Here is a 17,852-nt window from a genome sequence, read left to right as displayed (position 1 = left end):
TTAGTTGAGGACGTATGGATGGACGAACGTGCTTACAGCACAGGGGGAGGCGGAACTTCATCAGGAAGCGTTCCCGAACTTTCACATAACTGCAGTACTTCTGTGTTTCGTATCTCCAAAAAAGCTCTGAGAAGATTGCGTCCATACCTGAGCAGATTGAACAAGCTGGTTTTGTACCAGCAGCACTGCGCCATGCTGGTTGACAGGCCGCAGACAAATTTGAGGCGTTCCACTTTTTGTTCCAAAACACCCGCGACAAAACGGTGGTTGCCGTCAAGAATTGTCAGCGGGTCTGACTCCGTTTGACCGATCAAAATAATTGGTCCTGAATCCAGGGTGTCCGCGGTGAGCGCACCACGGATTTCACTGATCTTGCGCACGAAGGTGTCTTCAGGAGCGAGCGGGCGGTTCTTGATGCGTTCTGCTACCGCTTTGATCGCAAAGTTGCCACGGGCGGTTCTCGCCCATTGTGCCCTTGGGAAGACTCGGATCTGATTCAATTCTGCCGCGCTGATCTCGACCTCGTACCATTGGGTATCATCCGGGAGTTCCCGCCAGAGAGCTCGATGTCGAAGTTCCAGGAGTGCTCGGCGAACGGCGCACTCCGCGGCATCCTGGAGGTCAGGGGTTAGGAGAATGTTCCGCATTCTCTCCTCGTACTCGGCGTAAACGCCCTTTCCGAGCTCGCTCTTAAGGAAGCCTGAGATCACTTCGTCTTCGCTCATCCGCCGCATTAGCCGAAGCTTACGACGCTCCAACAGGAAGCCGGCGTTGTTCAGCATGTCCAGGAAGAATGGGACGGCTACCAAAATCAGAAAACAGGCGAGTAAAACGAGCTGCACCATGATCACCTGTTGCAGTGAGCCGTGATATTTGCAGATGCCGGCGATCAGAACCCCGCTGAAGATGAGCTGGAACCAGGCGGTGTTCGCAATCTTGTATGACATCTCATACGTCATCACCACCACACTCAGGCAATAGACAACCGTAGTTGCGGCATACAGCGCGAGGAGATATGGAAATCCGTGGGGGCCGAGAATCTTGAATTCGGAGCCGAACAGAATAGTCCATAGCCAGTCTGGTGTGATCGCAAGGCCGACAGAGACTGCCATGCCTACGGCCAGCACCGAAAGAAGTGCTGTTCCGATCAATGACAGGCTCTTTCTCTCTTCAGCCTTCGACCCTGCGACGACAGGGAACATGCTGTTCACAATCGCCTGAGACCCCGAAAAGATCACGCGCCCCACCATGGCAATTGCGGCGTATAGTCCTGCGTCCTGAGCAGGCAGAAAGTGTTTGACCAGAACAATGTCGGAGTTGTTGATCAATACCTGCCCGGTAAAGAACACGGTAGCGTGCGAGATCTCCTGAAAGGCTGCGCGGAGCGTTAGCGGGTTGATCGCGGTCGAGTTGAGCTTCGGGGCAATAGCGAAATAGGCGACAGCCATGGCCACTGAGTTCGCGACAATCACTCCCTCCACGCCGAAACCGAATGAAATCATGAAGAGCGAACCAAGCAGCCGCATGACGCCTTCAAGCACCAGGTTCGTGGCCAGCTTGCGGAATCCATAAGCCCCTTGGATGTATCCACGGCGAGATCCCAGGGGAACATAGAAGGCGGCTCCCACGGCCAGGATCGTCACAAGGTTCGTGCCCGGAAGATCGAGATATGCTGTGATCTGATTTTGGAAGGCGAGGAGTAGGATCGCTACCAGCAGTCCACATACCCAACTGCCCCGATGCAACGTCTGGTATGCCGCGTCGCGGCGGGCTTCCTCACCTTGCTGTGCGACAATCTTTGCGGTAATGATCTGGAACGAAAGAGTAATGGCAGAGATGAGCGTCAGAATTGTGTAAAGCGCATTTGCGTTTCCAAATCCCTTTGGCCCAAGAAAGTGGGCGACAGAAACGTTATAGGCAAGATTGATGACAACCGAAAGAGTTGAACCGGAAAGGAGAACCACGCTTCCGGAAATAATTCGCGCCCTTAGACTTTTTTCGACCGACCCCGTAAACACAGTAAAAGTCCTTGCTACCGAGCGAGACGCACTTGTCTCCCCGAAATGAAGCGTTCGTATTGGGGATATCGATGCAGTAAGCTTTCATTCCCGTTGCCCGCTATTCATCCAATATTTGGAGCGACGCAATGCTCTTCTACCTTACTTCACAGTAGTTTGACCCATTCACTTCGCTTGGAAGACACCATGCAACCGGATGCTCCGTGAGGGCCTCTAACGAGGCATGTCGTTCGCCACGAGTTTCTCTTGTTTATGCCTTTTTCTTCTGTTCCGTGGTTGCGGTACAACGCGGGCTGTCGAGTTGAAGCATAAAGCCACCGGAAATGCGCCGCAGATGCTGGCCGTATATGAAGCGTGGTTCGGCCAGCCCAAACATATCTCTGTAGGTTATTCGACCAATAATGCTCAGACGGTACGTACCCAGATGCGCAAGGCGAAGGCAATTGGGATCACGGGATTTGTGGTCGACTGGTATGGAAACCGCGAGCCGTTCATCGATCAAAGCTACGCGGTGATTCAAAAAGCTGCCGCGAAAGAAAAGTTCTCGGTTGCTCTGATGTACGAGGAGGCTGATATAGATGAGGGAGCGACGGATCAGGTGATTGCCGACCTCACGTCCTTTCATGACAACTATCTACTCCCGAACTCCCCGGGGCACGAGGCCTACCTGACATACAAGGGGAGGCCGGTCATCTTTGTTTTTCCAAAAGGCAACCATACCGATTGGGCGCAGGTACGGACTGCGGTGAATAAGTGGAGTTCGCCCCCATGGCTGATGCAGGAAAACCTTCCTGGCCCTCATCCCGAAGCCTTTGATGGTTTTTACCCGTGGGTGAATCCCGGTCCGGATGGGTGGGCTGCTGACGGAAGCCACTGGGGAGATCGCTATCTCAGAGACTTTTATAAAAACATGGCCGAGAAGTACTCCGACAAAATCGTCGTAGGGGGTGCATGGCCTCAGTTCGACGATTCCAGGGCCGCATGGAGCCTGAATCGCCGTATCTCTGCACGGTGCGGACAAACGTATCGTGATGCTCTGGAGTTATGGAAAGAGTATTTTCCAGCCGGGCAGGTCATTCCGTTTATGTTGGTCCAGACGTGGAACGATTACGAAGAGGGCTCACAAATCGAAACCGGTATTCCGAGCTGTACGCAGGGATCCGGAAAGAACCTGAGCAGCGGGCAGAGTACGACCATTCAGTAGAAAAGATCACGGAGAAATCTCAATGGCGGTCGCTTGATGCGATCGCCATTGCTTTGGGACAAGGGCGTCAGAATATTTTCCCTGTAGAGGGGTAGAGTAGGGATTCCCATCTGTGGGCGTTTTCTGCAATGAAAACGCCGCTGCACTCCTCTTCTGGAACACCAGCAATTGGAAAAATGCTCTAGTCGAGTCCAGCTTGCAGGATTCGGACCTGCCAACGGACTTCAGAAGGAGTCAGAACAACAAGATAGCGCCGGCGGACCACTGTCGTGGCTAGAAGCTTATCCTTTTCGAAGATCTGCTGCCGGTATTCGACGTTGTCGGTCATCTGGATCGACAGACCCTCCGGCGAATAGAAGACGATCTGCAGATCGTGGGAAAGATCCTGGTAGTGCGTGTGTATTCCCATCCGGCTCTGCGCTTCGACGGTATCGCCCAGCTTATCTCTGGCTACGCCAACAAAATCCCGGTCGAGTTTGCCGGCCTGGTTGTGATCAAGCGCCTCCTGCAGGCTCTTCCATGACTCCAGATAGTTGCGGATAACCGAGGACTCGGTCTGCTGCTCCAGCGGCCGGGAACCCTGAAGCTGGGGAGGAGCCACGCGCACCGCGGGTTCCTCTGCGAGCAGAGTCGCCGAGAGCAGGAGAGCCGAAGTCAGACAGGCAATTGGCTTCATCAGCGGCCACCATCCCAATGAATTTCGTTTCCTGCTACGGCGCCACTAGCGGCAGATATCTTCGATCCTTTGTTCGCTGGCATGACCACGCTGGCGATGCCTTTCTTCAGTGGTACATCAACTGTGGATTGGGAATTACCAAGGGTTTCGATAAACGTGACGATGGTGCCATCGGGGATCGTATTTCCGCTGCAATCACGCACAGGCGCCGTCTGTACTTCCAATTTCGATCCGTTGGGTCTGGCGCTGATGGAGATGGAACAAGGTTCTCCCGGGACCTGATTAATGATGCGTGTGCTTGAGATATCTCCAACGCGCGCTGTGAAGCGTGCTGAGCCCTCTTTGGTGGCTGAGTTCATCGTGGCCCACGCCAGTCCGTTGCGCGTCGTCACCGTGCGAGTGAGTGTTGCTCCACCCGCGATGGACAGCTCAAGGGTTGCAGGCATTGGGGTGGTGATGAGGTTATGGTACGAGTCGAAGACATACATCGAGCCACTTATGCCATTGGCCACATTGACCGGCAAACGAGAGGGCTTTGCAAGAAATCCCAGCGAGCCGGGCTGCGTTGCGGGCAGCACATCAAATTCCGCGTTTTTCGCCGAGGACTCGGTTGCCAGTACGGCTGTGTAGTGTCCAGCGCTGTATAGCTCCCCTGTGGCAAATGAGACACGTTCTCCAAGCTGGAGGTCCCGGCGAAGTGCCTGTCCTGGGCCGACAATGTACAACACGGCCTTTCCGCTACCAGTGGTGGTGACGGCGAAGGCGCTCCCGGCCGTCACCGTGCTCGGGACCTGCATTTCCTGAGCAGGCATCTTCGATAGCGGCAGAGCAAGAGTAAGTAAAAGCAATACTCGCGGTTTCACTAGGAATTCCCCTGAATATAGGTAGAGACCACGGTGCGCTCGCTCTTCACCTTTTCTGCGAGATCCTGAGGTACGGGAACGCGGAAATCCACAGGAGCCTGCGGCTGCAAGGCTCGATCGATATATTGCCCGCCAACCCAAACCACCTGGCCGTTGGCGTCATAGAACGTCGACAGCACGTGGGAAACGTTGACCGTATGTCCGCTCTGGTTTGTAAGCTGGCCCGTGACAGCGGCGCCGGCACCCTCGTGGTATTGCTGGTTTTCGATCTCGACCACCGGGTCAGCTGATGCAGATACAAGTACGGAAGTTGGTTCCATACGAATGGTAGACACCTTGGCGAGATCTGCTCCCGGAAAATGAATGATGAATGGTGTGACCTGTTTCGGCAGCAGGGTATGCGAGATCATGTCAAAGGCGCCTTCGCTGTCCAGCGTCTCTCCTGATTTGGTTACGAGTGTGGCTTTTACTGAGACGAACGCGGGAACAACGTCCTCGTTCAGTAACTCACCCATGACCACCACCCCCTCAGCGCGGCTCAGAGGGTGCATGTCGACGATGCGGACATGAGGGGCTTCCACGTCCTGGCTTCCCCAGTCGTCGCCCGCACCGCGGTAGATGACGTCCCAGCGCAGGTAGTTCACCGGAATCACCTGGGGCGGTACAGGCGCTTCATGCTTCAACGGCCAGTTGAGCGCCCAGTGGTTACCCACTCTGACGGCGTGAACATCGCGGGTGTCATCAAAGTTGCCGACAACGGAGGCCCAATGCATCTTCATTGTCAGATCGGCGTCAGTGTTGGATTGATGGAGAGGGCGTACTTCGACGCTGTCGAGCGTGGCATAGGTGCGGAGACTTAGCCCGGCACCAAGCAAGTCACGCTCAAAGTCGGCTTCACTGAACTCGGCCTTATTGGCAAGACTGGAATACGCTTTGGCCAGTGCGTGCAGCTTGAGTTGCGCGGTAAGGTCATTTACCGCCGCCTCTGGAGTTGAGGTGGAGCTGAGTATGCCCTCCGTCTTGCCCCCGGCGTAGGAGGCGGCGATCGGGGAGGGCCAAAGTGTGCCTGCTGCGACCAGCAGGCCCGTTGTGACGGCAATCGCGGTAGCGAGAACTCTTCCTTGGCTCACGACACCATTCCTCCAGAGACGAGATCTTCCCGGACATAGGCGGCGTCTTCGACATGTACTGGACGCAATCGCTTTTCCGGAAGAAGGACGACAAGCATGGCAAGAAGACTGAAGCCGACAGGAAGCGTGCCCCAGATAAGACCCTGGAAGTGAGTCGGCATCTCCGCCGCATTCATCGGAACCGCAGGAGGCACACCATCTTTGCTCCAAATGGTGATCGTTTTGTCGTCAAGAGAATCAACCTGGCGCCAACCGGCGAAGTAGAGCAGGGGATCGTAGTAGGAGTCACGGACGATGACGAACTTAAGTCCATACCTATCAGCATGATTCAGCATCGCTCTCAGCGAGTCCAGACCGGGTTTGGAGAAGTACTTGGCGCTGGTAAGGGCTGCGCCCCCAAACTGGGTAAGCTCCGGCAACATGCGCGCTGAATTGGATTCTCCGTCGACGCTGTTGGCGTTTGTCTGGATCGCCAGGCGTGACAGCTTGCTCCCAAACCCCAGTGTGATGTAGCGATAGCGGTCATGGCCGTCCCGGTTAAGCCACAGGGCTACGGAATCGACATTGAAATTGGCGGCGTCGGCCGGCTTATACGTCGACCACGCTGCGGCCAGCGCGCATGTAGCTGCTGCAAGCGATGCAATCGGGATAAGTGCCTTCAGCCGGAACCGGTCAAGGCTCTCCACGATCACCTGGCCAAGAATGGGCAGGCAGAGCAAGGTTGCCCAGTAGCTGAAACGCTCGAAGGTCAAAACATTAAAGGAGCGTCCCAACAGAACCGGAGCCACAGGGGTGGTGCCACCCAGTCCAAGCAGGAATGTGGCCCAGAAGCCGAACAGCAGCGGCCGAAGCCGACGGATGGAACCTCCGCGAATCACGATGAACGGTAATGCCAGGATCAGGGCGCCGTATGGAACGACGAAGTAGTTTATTCCATGCTCCGGGCTCAGCAGGAAGTTAGCGCGGCTGGGGTGGGGAATCGGTGTCTGGGTTACTGGATAACGGATCAACCCGATCCAGAAGGGAAGTAGTACAACGGCGATCGCGGCTCCGGTCACAAGGGCGATCGAGACAACGCGTACTACCAGGGCTGGCATGGAGACCTTATCCGAGTCTTCGTTTTCTCTACCATCCATCCAGGCGAGAGCGATGACTGGCAACGCAAATAGCACCGAGCCAAAGATCAGCGTGACGTGGTGGGCGGCGGCCGCCGTTACCAGGAGTACAAATGCTTTCAAAAAAGATCGCCAGCTCCCATGGCGGAGCCATTGGAAGAGAAAGGGAAGGGCGTTCAGATAGATGGGGGCGGCAACGGTTGTACCGAGCTGGCCTGCCGTATAGACAAGGAAACCTTCAGAGGCGATGAAGACGGATGCCAGTGCGGCGTACGATGCCGCGCGTGGTGAAACCCAGAGCTCCGCGAAGCGGTATACCCCTACAACCAGCAGCAGGATTCCAATGAACTGTACCGCCATATACGCCATGTTCAGTCCCAGGACCCAGGAAAGAATTGCTGTCCATTGTTGCGGCAGGGGCGGGTACGTGGTCTGGGAGAAACCGGCAAACCACTTGGGGTTCCACGGATCGAACCAGTGTTGCGCGTAGTGCGAGGCAAAGAAGATATGGAAGTTGGTGTCGTACGACTTCAGCGGTAACTGCATCAGCAGAAGAGGCAGATGAACGGCTGCAGCTACCATGAGGATGAAGCTCATGGGAATCGGTCGTGCGGATGGATATGCGGAAGCAGAATTTTGCAAGGGACTTCCCTCTTGTCTTTCCTTGAGATGCGCTTAGTTCTTCTCTTAGTTGCTCCCCTCAAAGCCCCTTCAATTGGTAAGTTCTCCGCCACGCGAGATAGAGCCCCGGACAACTTTCAAAGCCTCTGCCAGCATCCGAAAGTGCAACTTCGCTCGCCTTGGGAGCCCTACTCCTTGAATGCGTTCAAATAGATTTCTGCCGGTGACGTGCTTTGAACATTCGTATTAAGTTTCGATCCGTTTGGTGTGTTGCTGCGCTTATTCTCGCCAGCAATGGTGTCGCTCAAACCTATCAAGTCGGACCAGATGCCGCTGGGCAGCCGGCGACGAAACAGTCCGAAGGGCAACAGAATCTCGGCTGGGGATCAAACATCCAGAATGCACGTCTTGCCAGGACGGCCGAGCTTGCGTTGCAGCGTGGCGATCACGCCCAGGCCTTCAGCTATGCGCAGCGTGCCGCACAGGCAGCTCCCAACGATCCGCAGCTCTGGCTGTTACTGGGATATGCCGCCCGGCTAGACGGCAAGCTGGGCGCCTCCCTGGATGCTTATCAACATAGTCTTCGCCTGAATCCGTCGTCCCTTGATGGGATGTCTGGACTGGGGCAAACCTACCTTGCCTCCGGCCGTACCGGTGAGGCTGAACGCCTGCTGAAACAGGTTGTAGCCGCGGCGCCTCAGCGTAAAAACGAGCTCCTGATTCTCGGCGATTTGTATATTCGGGCGGCAAACTATCAGGAGGCAACGGTCTGGCTTGAAAAGGCCGAGCACCTGGAGCCGGCAGCGCAGACAGAACTTCTGCTGGCGATTGCGTGCCAGCATCTGAAGCAAATGGACCAGGCTGCCCATTATCTGGAGCTGGCAAAAGGCCGGGCTCCGAATAACCCTGACGTGCAGCGGGCATTTGCGGCCTTCTATCGCGACACTGGCGACTACGATAAAGCCGTCTCGTCGCTGCTGGGAATCCGCAATCCCAAGCCCGATGTCGTAGCCGAACTCGCTTTCACCTATGGTCTCGCCGGTCGCCCGGAAGAGTCCGCGCGCGCCTACGCCCAGGCGGCCGACGCTCTGCCGCGTGATCTGAATCTGCAGCTTTCCGCGGCACAGTCACAGGTAGGTATCGCATCCTTTGACCGCGCGGAAGAGTTTCTGCAGCGGGCATCCAGGCTTGACTCGAACTATTACCGTCTGCACGCAATCCGCGGCGAGATCGCCCAGATTCAGGATCGCGATGAGGATGCTGCCCATGAGTTCAGCGCCGCGATCGCAGCCCTTCCGGCTGCCCCGATCGAAGGTCCACTCTATGGCATCCAGCTCCACATGAATCTCATCCCGCTCTACAAGAACATCAATCAACCTGAACAGGCTCGCCAGGAGCTGACAAACGCTCAGAAGTTGATTGGCAGTCTGGATGAGCGCGGAGCAGATCGTGCTGCATTTCTTCGCCTGAGAGCTGTGATTCATTCCGAGGCAGGAGAGTACGAGGCGGCTCTGAGTGACATGAAGGCATCTCTCACGCTCATGCCGAACGATCCCAATAGTCTTCAGCTCAATGGAGACGTGTTGGTCAAGCTCGGCCGCACCTCCGAAGCGATCGCGGTGTTCCAGCAGGTTCTCAAGATCGATCCTCATAACCGTTTCGCTCTAACATCCCTCGGATACGCGTCGCGCGCCAAGGGGGACGGTGCTGAAGCGGAGAAGTACTTCAATCTTCTGGCCAAAGAGTATCCGTCGTCCTATGTTCCGTACCTCGCTCTCGGGGACATGTACACCGATAATCGCGAGTACAAGAAGGCAGAAGAGGCGTATTCCCACGGATACAAGCTTGCTCCCCAGAATTCCATGATTGTCGCCGGGGGAATGGACGCAGCAATCGAGTCACATAATCTTCCTCTGGCCGGGATCTGGCAACAGCGGGTGACCGAGAAGATGGCGGGGGTTCCCCAGGTGCTACGGGAGGAGGAGCGCTATTTCAACTTCATGGGAGACTATCGGCGCTCTGCAGACCTTGGCCGTCAAGCCCTCAAGCTGATTCCCCGTGACCGCGAGGTCATTGTCTACCTCGGATATGACCTGCTTCATCTGCAGCTCTTCGACGAATTGCAGACGCTTACGACAAACAACCTGGATGTACTCCCCAAGGATGCTGATGTTCCGCTTTTGGCCGGGTATGTCTACAAGCACAATGGTCAACGCGAGGAGGCGGTGAACAGCTTTACCGAGTCGCTAAGGCGGGATCCGAAGGTTGCGACAGCTTATACAAACAGGGGATTTGTCTATAACGATCTACGCAAACCTGCGCTGGCGGCGGCCGATTTTGAAGCGTCGCTCAAGATCAATCCCGATGATGCAGAGACGCACATGGGCCTGGCGTTTGCGGAGCTGAATCTTGGTCATCCGAAGATTGCCATCGAGCAGACGCAACTCGCTGAGACGATTGCGGGTGATTCAAAGTTGATCCACGTCGTGCGGGCAACGGCATATGGCCGGCAGGGAGCGCTCACCAAATCTGCACAGGAGTACCAGGCAGCTCTCCAGTTCGATCCGGACGATGGTTCACTGAACCTTGGACTAGCCAACATTCTGATGGCGCAGAGGCGTTATCGCGAAGCTTTGGCGGAGATGCAAAACGCACGGGAGCACCTGCCGAAAGACGCCTCCCTCTACGCCGTCATGGCACGGGCCAATGCTGAGCTGCACAATCGCGACGAAGCAATGCGTGACGTCGATCTGGCCGAGCAGTATGCTGTCGCGTCTGGCTCGCCGGATAAGACAAATGCAGACGATCCAGATGCACAGGATGCACTTGCCAATATCTATGTCTCCACGGGAGAGGCTTTGAGTCTGCTTGGAGAGCAGGATGCTGCCATGAATCGTTTCAGTAAGGCACTCGAGTTGCATCCGAAAGACCGCGTGGGTGTGCGTCTGGCTGTCGCCCAAAATATGGCGAAACAGGGGCGAACTGACGATGCGGAGCGCCAGATCGCTTTGGCACAGATGGAAGTTGACGCGAAGGATGCCGAACCTCCCAACGGGGAACAATATATCGCCATGGCAAGCGTGCTCCAGCAATTGCATGAGTACGAGCTCTCTGAGACGTATCTCGAACGCGCCAAGGCCGCAGGTGCGCCGGACACCTCTGTGCGCATCACTCTCGCGAACAGCTATCTGGCTCTGGGAGAGACGCGCCGCGCCGCCGCTGAACTTGCCGCCGTCAAGCAGGTGGAAGACAGCGAAGTGGATTATCAATACCTTCTGGCGCAGGCGTCGCTTTACCAGCAGGAACACCGGAGTGCGGAGACGTTGTCGTCCTTCGCCGCGGCCGCTTCTGATGCCGGAGAAGACCCTACGGCGGAGCAACGTCTTCTCGAGGCTGGGGGAACGGAAGGCTACCGGATAAATCCCAAGGTAAGCCTGCTCTCCAACCTTATTGTGCAGCCCATCTTTGAAGACAGTACCGTCTATGTGCTCGATTCGAAATTAAACAGCCCTGCAGGTCCGGTGAACGCTTCCGATGTTGCGAACTTGCCACCGCCCCGATCCTCGGTAGAGACCAATCTGCTCAACTCCTTCAACCTGCACCTGGCATCGCTTCCGACGACAAGCGGATTCTTCCAGGTCCGAAACGCACAGGGCACCATTTCTGTCCCGGCGACGCGATCCGTGGTGCATCGCAACACAACTGACTACGCTCTCAATTTCGGGATTGACCCTACGCTGCACGTGGGCTCGAACGTTGTCTCGTTCAATAGCGGCATACAGGGGACGATTCGCCGCGATACGCGCTCTCCGGTTCAGATGAATCAGAACCTGTTTCGCGTCTTTACGTATGGGAGCACCAGCTCGTTCTTCAATGCACTCTCCGCAGATGGTTTCTTCTCCGCCGAATTTGGCTCGTTTACCCAGACGCCGATCACCGAGCGTCTCCTTTCGGGCGCGCTCAATTTCCGTGTCGGTATGCCCTGGGGTAAGACTGCATTAATTACGGGCTGGAATGCGACCGACCAGCGGTTCAACTCTTCCCAATTAGGGAATAGTCGAAATTTCTACACCTCTACATACATTGGTCTGAGCCGGCGCTTCTCGTCGCGTTTTAGCGCACAAGCAATTGCTGAAGATCTTCGTGCGTGGCGGAGCCAGCCTTATTCTCCTATCCACTCGGCCATCTCGCAGGCTCTTCGACCTGCTGCTTCCATTCGTTACTCCCCAACCACTCGCTGGGAGATGCAGGCATCGAGTTCCTATGAGCTGACGCGTGGGTTTCATGTCTATGACATGATCCAGAACTCATTTACGGTTTCCTACGTTCGCCCGCTCGAACGCAACTTTAATGAGAGCACGGGGGCAGTACGTCTGAAGTATCCCATCCGTTTGGCGGCAGGTGTTCGCACACAGAACTTCCCGAACTTTACCCAGGGTTCGAGCCAGAAGCTGGTTCCGTTTTTCAGTCTCACCATCTTCTAGGGAAGTTCTGTCCTTATAAATGGAAGCTGTTTTCATCCTGCAAAACGCTTTGATCCAGCGTGGTAGCGGTTACTTAAGTTTGAAGGATTGGCGCGCGCATTAGTACGTTCCTCTCTCAAAAAATGGCTTTAGCCAATACATCCAATTAGTCATTACAACTCTTCTAAGTACCATGATTCGAATCTGCCTAGTCGCGGCGTTTCCTCCAAGTAAGGGGCCGTTGAACGAATATTCCTACCACATCGCAAAAGAGATTCAGCGTCATGAAGGCGTAGAGCTGATCGTTCTTGCGGATGAAATCGAAGAGTACAAGTTCGTCACAGATGCTCATGGCAAAACCCTCTCTTCGGAAGAGGTGTCAGGTCTTCCAGGGGTGAGGATCGTGCGTTGCTGGAAGGTCGATAGCCTGGCGAACCCTGCAAGGCTTCTTAAAGCAATTCACGAATGGAAGCCGGATGTCGTATGGTTCAACCTGGTATTTTCGAGCTTCGGAACGCCGAAGAATCCAATTGCGGCGTTTCTGGGGCTGTTTGCTCCGGCTCTTACCCGGGCAGCCGGATTCTATACGCACATCACGCTCCATCACATCATCGAGCACGTTGACTTCAAAAGCGCTTCTATCGCTAGTCTGCAGCGGGAAAAGCTCCTGCGTACAGGAACGTATGTAGCAACCCGTGTTCTGTTGAAGGCGAACTGGGTCACCGTCTTGCTATCCGACTATCGAAAGACACTCGAGAGGAAGTATGCCGCTCGAAACATCATGATCGGTACGCATGGCACTTTCACGACTATCTCAGAGGGACCCGACCTAAGTCGGCGCGGAAACCCGGAGCACCGCATTCTTGCGTTTGGGAACTGGGGAACCTACAAGAGGCTCGAGAAGTTGATGGAAGCCTTCCCGGCCGTATTGGAGAAGATCCCAAATGCCCGGCTGATCGTGGCCGGAGGAAATCATCCAGCTGCCGCGGGCTATTGGGAGTCTGTGCGCGCTTCGCTGCCGCCTGAGCTGCCGGTCGATTTCCTCGGCTATATCCCTCAAAAGGATGTTCCAGAGCTCTTTCGTACCAGTTCTCTTCTGGTGATGCCGTATGACTCTTCCACTGGGTCAAGCGGTCCGGCACATCAGGCCTGTGAGTACGGCCTTCCGATTGTGTGCTCGGATATCCCAGACTTTCGTTGCATGGGGAGAGACGACGATATGGCCATCCTGTTTTATAAAACCGGTGATGCCACGGATTTCGCCCAAAAAATTATCCAGGTTCTTGAATCTCCCCAACTCCAGTTGGAGATGTCAGAGCACAACTATCAGGCGGGCGTCCAGATGGCGATGGCGAATGTGGCTCGCACCTATCTTCGTTGGTTTGAGCTGCACAAGCTCAAGCGGATTGTGGATGCCAAAGGATTGGCACGGCGTTTGCGTCCGTGGAGCGTGTGGACTCGACACGTTGGCGGAATGCCTGTGCAGCACATTTTCAGCGGTGGATATGCTGCCCGGGAAGAGACGGTGGCGCCGCACCGCGATGTGCCCGGTCCAAGTCCAGTGCCGCTTGAGACCGCACCCTCGACAGCGATGAATGGCTACCCAGAACAGGTTCTTTAGTTGTATGCATCACGAATATGCAATGGAGTTTGAAGTAGCAGAGCTTTTGGGTTCTTGGTTGTATCTCTGATGTTTGCGGCACATTCCACTCCCCAGTGGGATAGGAGAAATACAGTGCTCGGTGCTGTCCTCAATTGGCGTGCCCTGCTAAGGGCGAAGTGGGTCGTTTTCCTATCCTTACTGTTGATGTTGAGTGGATGCGGTTCTGGCATGTCAGGTAACCCGATTGTCCTGGTCACCTTGAGTGCCAATCCGAATTCCATCTCTGCTGAGGGGACGGCCGTCCTGACCGTAACCGCAACGAATGCTACGCATATCTCCGTAACAGGAAGTGACGGGAGCAGCTATACGGTGTCGCCGCCGGGCGGGACCCAGAGCGTATCTCCATCTGCGACAACCACGTATACAGCCACCGCAACGGGGCTTGGAGGGGCGAGCGCCACCGCTACTGCAACCGTAACGGTAGGTGCAGCGGCCAACCCGCCCACGGTCACCTTGAGCGCCAATCCTACGTCGGTGGCGCCTGGCGGATCGTCGGTACTTACAGCAACCGCGACGAATGCGACGCAGGTTGTGATTACTGGCACAGATGGCAGTCGCTATACATTGTCGCCGACCGGCGGTACCCAGAACGTGACACCGTCTTCAACCACCACTTATACGGCGACAGCCACCGGTACAACCGGTGGGACAGCGACGGCCACCGCAGCGGTGGCAGTCACGGCGAATGCCGCAACGGTGACCCTGAGTGCCAACCCTACTTCCATCTCACCCGGCGGATCTTCGGTCCTCACCGCGACTGCGACGAATGCGACGAAGGTTGTTATTACGGGGACAGACGGCAGCAGTTATACGCTTCCGGCGACGGGCGGGAGCCACAATGTCACACCGTCTGCGACCACGACCTATACGGCAACTGCCACGGGCGTCAGTGGCGGCGCAGCTACCGCCACCGCAACTGTGACAGTGACGGGTAGCCCGGCAACGGTCACTCTGAGCGCCAATCCTACTTCCATCTCACCCGGCGGATCTTCGGTCCTGACCGCGACCGCGACGAATGCGACGAAGGTTGTCATTACCGGGACAGACGGCAGCAGTTATACCCTGTCGGCGACCGGTGGAACCCAGAATGTGACGCCGTCTGCAACCACGACCTACACCGCCACAGCAACTGGCTCAAGTGGAGGCAATGCAACTGCTACGGCAAAAGTGACGGTGACAGCGGATTTGCAATCCATTCGCCATGTCATCTTCATGCTGCAGGAGAACCACAGCTTCGACCAGTACTTCGGCATGCTGAATCCCTATCGTCTGGCGAACAACTGGAACGTCGGTGACGATGCAAAGACCTACGATGTCGATGGTATCGATGACAAACTATCCAAGATAAGCAATCAGAGCGATGAGGGAACATCCTATTCTCTGTTCAAACTGACCAGTAGCTGTGTCGAAGACGAGACATCCTCATGGCTCGAAAGCTATGGTGATGCCAGCCGGTATGACTTCACGCTTGGCAGGTCAATCCTGATGGATGGCTTCGTACATACGAATGAAAACTATGCAAAGAATTGTCAGGCGGCAGGTAAAGGATGTGCCGGAACCTTCAGTGATTTTACTGGGCGTCGCGCCATGGGGTATTACGATCAGGGTTTCCTGAACTATTACTACTACATGGCGTCTCAGTTTGCCTTGTCCGATCGCTGGTTCTCGCCTGTATCCAGCAAGAGCATCCCGAACCGCATCGCGACCTTTACCGGAGGCACGACCCAAGGGCTTGCTCTGGACCCCGGTAACGATGACGGCCTGCCACAGTTGCAGATTCCTACGATTTTCGCCAAGCTGACTGCCGCGAATGTCTCCTGGAAGCTTTACTACACAGTGACCCAAGGGGGGTGTCTCGATCCTGACGACTGCCAGAGCGGAGGAGCATCCGCCACGTATCCGGCAACAAACTTCTCGCAGCTTGCCGACTCCTATACCTACCTTCATTCGAATCCATCGGGAGGCGCCTGTGCCGCCCCGACCCAGCCATCGAGCGTGGTTGGTGACTCGTCGAACTCGTTTTGCATCGATCCGACACACATCGCACCCCTGTCGTCGTACTACACCGACCTGGCAAACGGAACATTGCCGAGTTTCGCATTTATCGAAGCCGGCTACGGGATAAACGATGAGCATCCTGGTTCGGGACAATCAATTCTCGTCGGACAGCAGCAGGTTGCGAAGATCGTAAATGCATTGATGACAAGTTCTTCCTGGATGAACTCTGTCTTCTTCCTGGCCTATGATGAGGGCGGTGGTCCTTACGATCACGTGCCCCCGGTTCCCACACATTCGAATGACTATACCGATTCAATGGTTGGCGACATCTCTGTTGCAAGCATTCCGGATATAGGGACGATCGCCGTGAACCCGGACACATACTATCCCTGTGTGCCGCCAGGAGGAACTCCAACCCAGCATTGCGACCTGAGACCATCACAGCCCGGTGCGAACGTCAACGATGCGCCGGCTAAATTGGGCTTCGCCGCGCAACTGGGTTTTCGGGTGCCCAATATGGTTATCTCTCCATACGTCCGGAAGCACTATGTCTCGCATATCCCGATGGATCACACGGCAATTCTGAAGTTTGTTCAGAACCGCTTCCTCGGAGCCTCGGAGCACCTCACCGAACGCGATAAGGCTCAACCGGATCTGACGGATTTCTTCGACTTCACCGCTACACCCTGGGCCACACCGCCGACACCTCCAACCCCTGTGTCCGACAACACACTCGGATACAACTCCTGCACACCTACGAACTTTGGGCCGTAGGCGTTTTCCGCGATGGAAACGCCGCTGCACTCCTCTGCCGGAATACCAAGCAACAGTGAAAATGCTCTAGTCTCAGGAAAGTCGCAAACCAGAGAGGGGGCCGGACTATCGGCTCCCTCTGATTTTTCGAAGATAAGGATTTTCAACAGAAGAGAAGATTGTGATCAGCCCAATAGGGAATGTTGAGGTGGGTTTACTGAGTCAGGATATCGGTCGCGTTGTAACGGGTTCCGTCAAATCGGGCCGTGACTTTTACTAATCCGCCCTGATGTAGCTGCCGGCCTACTTCGAAGCGGGAAGGATCAAACGCGATATCCATCGGGGGATGGTCTGAGGTTGTCGCGATGGACATTCTTCCGGCGCGAAGGTCCACAGATAAAAGTTCACCACGGAAGATGAACTCTGCGCCCGGAACGGCAAGAACATCGATCCGATTCGCCTGCCCAATGCCGTCTTTTCCGGGCTGAAACGCAACATCAACGATCGCGTCTGGGACCAGATCGGCGAGGCCGGGGCTTGTTTGTGCAAATGCCGCCTGTCCGGTCCGCGCGACTGGCGTTCCGGCAGGTACTGCGATGGTTACGGTGTTATCGATGTTTGTCCCGCGGATCTTCAGCTCGCCCTTGCCGGCGTTATAACCGACGACCTGGCCACGTAGCTGTCCGTTGGGCGCGTTGGAAAGAATGTGAATGCGGACCGCAAAGATGGAGGTGCCGTCCAGTCTGGTCTCGATCGAGGCATGGTCGGCGGGATGCAGGTGCAATACTGAAATCTTCTGTCCATTTTGATAGACCTGCGTCCGCTCGTCGAAGAGGATCTTGATGGTGTGGCTACTGCCGCCGCCTGGCACCTTCAGGGCAAATTGGTCGCGGATAAGGTCAACATTTTCGATTTGCCCGCCCATAACGGTGCTGCGCCCTGGCGGTACAGATGGCAGGGTCGTCCTCGAAACGGCTTCAGACGGAGGGAGCAATCCTTCCGGAAGCGCCTGACCGGAAGCGGCAGTTGCACAGAAAGCCAGCAGACCAAGACACGAAACACGCATGACGGTGAGATGCTTTGGCGGGCTCTCAGGGTGCCTGGAAGGGAACCTTGACCTATACGTGTACTTACAGCATTTCCCGTGTTACTGGGTATTCCGGAAGAGAAGGCAGCGGCGTTTTCATTGCGGAAACGCCCATAGATGCAGAAGCCCTACTTTACACCTACAGGAAATGCTCTAATCGCATTTTCCCTGTTGCTGGGGTATCCCGGAAGAGGAGTGCAGCGGCGTTTTATTGCGGAAAAGGCCCATAGATGCTTTACACCTACAGGAAAATGCTCTAGC

At 55.7% G+C, this 17,852-nt stretch carries 10 protein-coding genes; 4 read left to right on the top strand and 6 right to left on the bottom strand.

Going from position 1 to position 17,852, the window contains the following annotated elements; all coding sequences use genetic code 11:
- Positions 1-32 precede the first annotated feature (32 nt).
- Positions 33-1,964 (bottom strand): lipopolysaccharide biosynthesis protein, encoded by a 1,932-nt coding sequence (locus OHL21_RS17475; RefSeq protein WP_263418575.1) that lies wholly within the window; start codon positions 1,962-1,964, stop codon positions 33-35.
- A 355-nt stretch (positions 1,965-2,319) separates the two neighbouring features.
- Between OHL21_RS17475 and OHL21_RS17470 the strand changes: the two genes are divergently transcribed.
- Positions 2,320-3,222 (top strand): glycoside hydrolase family 71/99 protein, encoded by a 903-nt coding sequence (locus tag OHL21_RS17470; protein WP_263418574.1) that lies wholly within the window; start codon positions 2,320-2,322, stop codon positions 3,220-3,222.
- A 181-nt stretch (positions 3,223-3,403) separates the two neighbouring features.
- On the opposite strand, the gene OHL21_RS17465 is transcribed toward OHL21_RS17470, so the two are convergent.
- From OHL21_RS17465 to OHL21_RS17450, 4 genes are all read right to left on the bottom strand, one after another.
- Positions 3,404-3,898 (bottom strand): hypothetical protein, encoded by a 495-nt coding sequence (locus OHL21_RS17465; protein WP_263418573.1) that lies wholly within the window; start codon positions 3,896-3,898, stop codon positions 3,404-3,406.
- Complete coding sequence (locus OHL21_RS17460) at positions 3,898-4,695, bottom strand: hypothetical protein (RefSeq protein ID WP_263418572.1); 798 nt, start codon at positions 4,693-4,695, stop codon at positions 3,898-3,900. Before OHL21_RS17460 ends, OHL21_RS17465 begins: the two co-directional genes overlap by 1 nt.
- Positions 4,696-4,760: 65 nt before the next feature.
- Positions 4,761-5,891, bottom strand: a complete 1,131-nt coding sequence (locus OHL21_RS17455) for an FxLYD domain-containing protein (protein WP_263418571.1) — start codon at positions 5,889-5,891, stop codon at positions 4,761-4,763.
- Complete coding sequence (locus OHL21_RS17450; protein WP_263418570.1) at positions 5,888-7,603, bottom strand: hypothetical protein; 1,716 nt, start codon at positions 7,601-7,603, stop codon at positions 5,888-5,890. The genes OHL21_RS17455 and OHL21_RS17450 overlap by 4 nt, the downstream gene beginning before the upstream one ends.
- Positions 7,604-7,860: 257 nt before the next feature.
- On the opposite strand from OHL21_RS17450, the gene OHL21_RS17445 reads away from it, so the two are divergent.
- From OHL21_RS17445 to OHL21_RS17435, 3 genes are all read left to right on the top strand, one after another.
- Complete coding sequence (locus OHL21_RS17445) at positions 7,861-12,111, top strand: tetratricopeptide repeat protein (RefSeq protein WP_263418569.1); 4,251 nt, start codon at positions 7,861-7,863, stop codon at positions 12,109-12,111.
- Between the two features lie 220 nt (positions 12,112-12,331).
- A complete protein-coding gene (locus OHL21_RS17440; protein ID WP_263418568.1) occupies positions 12,332-13,711 on the top strand; it encodes a glycosyltransferase in 1,380 nt (459 codons plus the stop codon).
- A gap of 210 nt (positions 13,712-13,921) precedes the next feature.
- On the top strand, positions 13,922-16,525 hold the full coding sequence (locus OHL21_RS17435) for an alkaline phosphatase family protein (protein WP_263418567.1): 2,604 nt from the start codon (positions 13,922-13,924) through the stop codon (positions 16,523-16,525).
- Between the two features lie 193 nt (positions 16,526-16,718).
- Here OHL21_RS17435 and OHL21_RS17430 read toward each other — a convergent pair whose 3' ends face one another.
- Positions 16,719-17,570, bottom strand: a complete 852-nt coding sequence (locus OHL21_RS17430; RefSeq protein ID WP_263418566.1) for a hypothetical protein — start codon at positions 17,568-17,570, stop codon at positions 16,719-16,721.
- Positions 17,571-17,852: the final 282 nt, after the last annotated feature.

It is taken from the genome of Terriglobus albidus (assembly GCF_025685425.1).
Taxonomy (GTDB): Bacteria; Acidobacteriota; Terriglobia; order Terriglobales; family Acidobacteriaceae; genus Terriglobus; species Terriglobus albidus.
This window is presented reverse-complemented; position numbering and strand designations above follow the sequence as displayed.

Excerpts from the sequence above, each read along its gene's own strand:
- OHL21_RS17435 (WP_263418567.1), top strand. The coding sequence starts at position 13,922 with ATGTCAGGTAACCCGATTGTCCTGGTCACCTTGAGTGCCAATCCGAAT.
- OHL21_RS17430 (WP_263418566.1), bottom strand. The coding sequence starts at position 17,570 with ATGCGTGTTTCGTGTCTTGGTCTGCTGGCTTTCTGTGCAACTGCCGCT.
- OHL21_RS17465 (WP_263418573.1), bottom strand. The coding sequence starts at position 3,898 with ATGAAGCCAATTGCCTGTCTGACTTCGGCTCTCCTGCTCTCGGCGACT.
- OHL21_RS17450 (WP_263418570.1), bottom strand. The coding sequence starts at position 7,603 with ATGAGCTTCATCCTCATGGTAGCTGCAGCCGTTCATCTGCCTCTTCTG.
- OHL21_RS17460 (WP_263418572.1), bottom strand. The coding sequence starts at position 4,695 with ATGCAGGTCCCGAGCACGGTGACGGCCGGGAGCGCCTTCGCCGTCACC.